We start from the raw sequence: 4,030 nt of genomic DNA, 5'->3' as shown, positions 1-4,030 counted from the left end.
TAAAATCAACAAACGGAGATACCCACCTGGGCGGTGACGATTTTGACCACGTCCTGATCAACTGGATGGCTGATGAATTCCAGAATGATGAAGGCGTTGACTTAAGAAAAGATCCAATGGCTTTACAGCGCTTGAAGGAAGCTGCAGAAAAAGCCAAGATTGAGCTTTCCAGTTCAACCACAACGGAAATCAACCTGCCTTACATTATGCCGGTGAACGGAATTCCAAAGCACCTGGTAAAAACCCTGACCCGTTCGAAGTTCGAACAGCTCTGCGATCCTTTATTCCAGCAGACCATTGAACCTTGTAAAAAAGCTATACAGGATTCAGGTTATCAGATTTCAGACATCAATGAAGTGATTCTGGTTGGCGGATCAACCCGTATCCCTGCAGTTCAGAAGATTGTTGAAGACTTCTTCGGAAAAGTACCTTCAAAAGGGGTTAATCCTGATGAAGTAGTTGCAGTCGGCGCTTCAATCCAGGGCGGTGTGCTGACCGGTGAAGTAAAAGACGTGCTTTTACTGGATGTTACACCTTTGTCACTGGGAATTGAAACCATGGGCGGCGTATTCACCAAACTGATAGAATCCAACACCACGATCCCGACCAAGAAATCGGAAGTATTTACTACTGCTGCCGACAATCAACCTTCGGTTGAAATCCACGTATTACAGGGCGAAAGGCCTATGGCCGCAGGAAACAAAACCATCGGAAGGTTCCACCTCGATGGTATTCCGCCTGCCCCAAGAGGGATACCTCAGATTGAAGTATCCTTTGACATCGACGCCAATGGTATCCTGAACGTTTCTGCAAAGGATAAAGGTACCGGCAAACAGCAAAGCATCCGTATCGAAGCATCATCAGGGCTGAAGGATGATGAAATCAAACGGATGAGGGATGAAGCCAAGGCTTATGAAAAAGAAGATAAAGAAGCCCGTGAAAAAATTGATAAGCTGAATGCTGCCGACAGCCTGATCTTCCAGACTGAGAAACAGCTCAAAGAGTTTGGCGACAAGATCCCTGCCGACAAGAAGGGCAATATCGAAAAGGCACTGGCTGCCCTTAAAGAAGCCCACAAGAGCCAGGATCTGAAAGCTGTGGAAAAGGCAACCGAAGAATTGAATAAGGTTTGGCAGGCTGCTTCAGAGGAGATGTATAAAGCCGGACAGGCTGCAGGCGCACAACAACAGCAGCAACAACCGACCGCAGACCAGTCCGCTTCAGGCGGCAACGGCCAGAGCAAAAACGACAAAGATGCCGAAGTAACCGATGTCGATTTTGAAGAAGTGAAATAATGATCGTTCCATAAGATGAACAATTGGGCAGGAGGAGGACTTAAGGTTTTCCTCCTGTTTTATTTTAAAAAAGCTATAAAAGAATTCAGTTTACTTTACTAAATATATACATAACAACTACTTAAAATAAAATTGTCGGATATTTTTTAAATGGGGTTATCTAAAAGTAAAGGGACAATTCCATCCTATTTATTACTATTATATCCGATCAGGTATAAATATCTTTTTTTGATTCAATTTATACCCGAAATGATATAATCTAAAAAAAATTACTATATTTACACCTGATAGGGTATAAATACAATTAGTCATTATGACATTAAGTGAATTCGTAAAACAAAGGAGAGGCAATGCTAAACTGACTCAACCCGAATTAGCCCAAAAAGCCGGGGTTGGTCTTCGGTTTGTGCGTGATTTAGAACAGGGTAAGCCAACTTTACGTATGGATAAAGTAAATCAGGTGTTGCAATTGTTTGGACATGAACTTGGCCCTGTGAAGTTCAATTCTGGTGATACTCTATAATTGAAAGTGCATGAGAAAAGCTGAGATCCGATACAACAATGATTTGGCGGGTTGGTTGACACAAGATGAAGATGGCTTTCATTTTTTGTACGATCAAAGCTATCTTGCGAGTGAAAAACCAATGGCTGTGAGTCTGACTTTGCCTCTGAGAAGCGAGAGGTATGACAGTCTGATACTCTTCCCGTTCTTCGATGGACTTATACCTGAAGGTTGGTTATTAAATATTGCCGAAACAAATTGGAAATTAGATCCGCGTGATAGAATGGGATTGCTCATGGCCTGCTGTAAAGATTGTATCGGCGCTGTTAGTGTTATACCGTTGGATATTGAGCCTAAATAAGTATACGTATGCGTTGTCTGTATTGCTATCAGCCATTATCGGAACAAGAGGTCGATTTTCATGCCTCTTGTTGTAAAAAGATATTCGGAACAAATATACCTCCGGAGTTGCCATATGATGAAAGCCAAATGAATGATTTGGCATGGAAAATCATACAAAGCCAAACGACAGTTACCGGGGTACAGCCTAAACTTTCATTAAACCTTACGGGGAAAGGACATAAAACCGATCCGAAACGTTTTACAATCGTAGGCTTGTGGGGTAACTATATTTTGAAACCACCAACTGCGAATTACCCAGAAATGCCAGAAGTGGAAGACTTGACCATGCATCTGGCAAGAATTGCAAAAATAAACATTGTTCCACATTCCTTGATTCGATTGAAATCGGGTCAGTTAGCTTATATAACAAAACGTGTCGATCGGACAGGGACTCAGAAATTGCACATGGAGGATATGTGTCAACTAACAGAGCGGTTAACCGAGCATAAATATCAGGCTTCTTATGAACAAATAGGAAAAGCCATTTTGAAATATTCTGCAAATCCCGGCTTGGATATCGTAAACTTTTGCGAAATCGTATTGTTTTCATTTCTTACCGGCAATGCAGATATGCACCTTAAAAACTTCTCTTTGATTTATGACTCTTCCAATATGCCAGTCTTAGCTCCTGCTTACGATATGTTGTCAACAGTGTTAGTTAACCCTGCTGATGACGAAGATGCCGCATTGACATTGAATGGCAAAAAGAAGCGTATCAAGCGCTATGATTTTGAACATGCATTCACTACGCTAAAATTAGAGGCAAAGCAACAGGCCAATATCTTTTCGAAAATGGAAAAGGTAAAGGGAAAGTGGCAGGCATTCATTCAAATAAGTTTTTTGAGTGAAGATTTTAAGAGTCGATACCTACAACTAATTCACGACAGGTTTGATAGAATATCATAATTGTAAATTACTCATCATAAAGATTTCAGGCTGAACAATTGAGCAGGAGGAGAACTTAAGGTTTTCCTCCTGTTTTATTTTTTGGCCTGCCCTTTAGAAATGGCACCTTTGTTCAAAAAATTCAGTTTTTCATTTTTTTTCTTTCAGTTCGCTCTATCTTTACATTTATAATATAACCAAAATGATAATTATAAAAAGAATAAATATACTTCTGGTTGGGCTGTTTATCACCCTGCCAGGTTTAGCGCAACAGAAAGATTTGGAACCATTCCGTTATTCAGGCCAACGGATTAATCTTCAGGAAAACACATTTAAATGTACACACATTGGCAAATGGCAAGGCGTGACTAACGAAGGCTATCAAGGTATGGATATATGGGGTGACTATATAGTGAGTTGCCAAAACACAGGTATTGCCACAATTTACAAAACCGACGGAAAAACGCTCACGAAGCTGGCTAACTCCTTCCATTTGGCCAGTTACAACCAGAACAATCATGCAAATGTTGCTTCGTTCAGCAACACATTTTACGATCCCTCCGATCCACTGCCGTTACTTTATGTTAGCCAGTGTCAGCGCAAAAGCATTAACGGCCACAAGGATGTGCTTTATGTTGAACGCATTGGCAAAGATTTGACTTCTTCCAGCCTGGTTCAAACCATTTATTTTAAGGACATTCACCATCGTTACGGCTATGCACTTCAATGGGTTATTGACCGCGACAACGGATACCTATATGGTTATGGAAACACTGTGGATAATGACAATCCCCTGAACCGTCATCGCATTGTAAAATTCCGCATTCCGGCTCTGGACGAATCAACTGATGGAATAGTAACACTCACCGATGATGACCTTCTTGAAAACTATCTCATTGAAGATACCTATGCCCTTCCCTTCAATCCTGTTGGCCAGGGACTTTTC

At 41.2% G+C, this 4,030-nt stretch carries 5 protein-coding genes; all 5 read left to right on the top strand.

Translation table 11 applies throughout. The features are described 5' to 3' along the window. A partial coding sequence (locus tag Q8907_13775) for an Hsp70 family protein (protein MDP4275340.1) occupies positions 1-1,295 on the top strand: 1,295 nt, incomplete at its 5' end. A gap of 313 nt (positions 1,296-1,608) precedes the next feature. Then, positions 1,609-1,818, top strand: coding sequence for a helix-turn-helix transcriptional regulator (locus tag Q8907_13770; protein MDP4275339.1), 210 nt, complete (start codon positions 1,609-1,611; stop codon positions 1,816-1,818). Positions 1,819-1,828: 10 nt separating this feature from the next. Then, entirely contained in the window at positions 1,829-2,158 is a 330-nt protein-coding gene (locus Q8907_13765) for a HipA N-terminal domain-containing protein (protein MDP4275338.1), read from the top strand. An 8-nt stretch (positions 2,159-2,166) separates the two neighbouring features. After that, positions 2,167-3,105: a HipA domain-containing protein gene (locus Q8907_13760; GenBank protein MDP4275337.1), complete on the top strand. Its 939-nt coding sequence runs from the start codon at positions 2,167-2,169 to the stop codon at positions 3,103-3,105. A 181-nt stretch (positions 3,106-3,286) separates the two neighbouring features. Next, positions 3,287-4,030, top strand: a 744-nt coding sequence (locus Q8907_13755) for a hypothetical protein (protein ID MDP4275336.1), incomplete at its 3' end; no start/stop codon positions are given.

The sequence above is a fragment of the Bacteroidota bacterium genome (genome assembly GCA_030706565.1).
Classification (GTDB): domain Bacteria; phylum Bacteroidota; class Bacteroidia; order Bacteroidales; family JAUZOH01; genus JAUZOH01.
The sequence above is the reverse complement of the archived record's forward strand: the minus strand, read 5'-3'. Positions and strand labels throughout refer to the sequence as shown.